The organism is Endozoicomonas sp. ONNA1 (assembly GCF_024606325.1).
Lineage (GTDB): Bacteria > Pseudomonadota > Gammaproteobacteria > Pseudomonadales > Endozoicomonadaceae > Endozoicomonas_A.
Map to the genome: position 1 here is coordinate 1 of NZ_JAHHPN010000012.1, position 1080 is coordinate 1080.

Genomic DNA, 1080 nt, shown 5'->3' on the forward strand with positions numbered 1-1080 from the left:
CAAGATAATCGTGAAGAATATAAGGCAATGCCTTATCCGGATTTTGCCCCTGTGATCGAAAAGGCATAAGAGTGATTGGCTGCTTTCGGGTACCAGTGCCTGCTGCCAGCGTTTCAATTCGTTCCTGGATCGACGTGTAGTCTGATTCTTCTGGAGTTTCGGACCTTTCGGCACGGATCGGATTCAAGTCAACATAGGCCATGCAGGTCAACAACGCTGCTTCATCCAGCAACGCCTGACTTTTAAATCGCCCTTCCCAGAATCGACCTTTGCAGCCATCTTCCTGGTTAGCCCTACGGGCAAGATGTTCGTTCAGACAACGCATGAACCAGCTGATATTCGTTAGTCGATTTCGATACTCTTCAACAAGTTCGTCCAAACGAGCTAGTTCCGAATGACTCAGCTGGTCAGCTGCAAGATACCTCTGAACCAAAAGCGGCCCTGTAAAAAGCCTTGTCCATCGACTCAAAATTTCATCTCGTGCCCACTCTCTGGCAGTTATCTGATTGATATGCAAAACCACATGATAGTGATTCGACATGACAGCATAGGCGCAGACTTCTATAGAAAAGATTGAAACCAGTTCCCTGAGCTTGTTTACAACCCACTGCCGACGGTGCTCGTAGTTTTTGCCCGTTAAACGATCCTCTCCACACAAATATGCTCTGCGCACACATCGAGCTATACAGTGATAATAAGGCGTGGAACCTAGGTCAATCAAAGAACTTCGCGCACGGGTCATAATCTCTCCTGCCAGAACTAAAAATCAGATACAAGAAGAAAGTAGGCAAGCTGGTTTGTTTGTCAAATATAAAGGTGTCCTTTTAATTTTGTCTTTTTTCTTTTATTTAATTTTTAAGGATGTCCTTTTAGTCTTTATTTTTTTAAGGATGTTCTTTTAGTCCTTAGTCTTAAGGATGTCCTTTTAATTTTTAAGGATGTCCTTTTAATCTTTTTTAATCTTTAAGGATGTCCTTTTAATCTTTTAATCTTAAGTTGAGGCGACATCTACCTTGAAAGTTACCGATAGCAGGACAGTTTGTCAGTTTCACTTAACAACAAGTTATGAACTTTCGTTCC

At 42.2% G+C, this 1080-nt stretch carries 1 protein-coding gene; it reads right to left on the reverse strand.

Annotation, left to right across the window (positions count from 1 at the left end):
- Positions 1–673, reverse strand: a 673-nt coding sequence (locus KDK19_RS00145; RefSeq protein ID WP_257291083.1) for a transposase, incomplete at its 3' end; no start/stop codon positions are given.
- Between the last annotated feature and the right edge of the window lie 407 nt (positions 674–1080).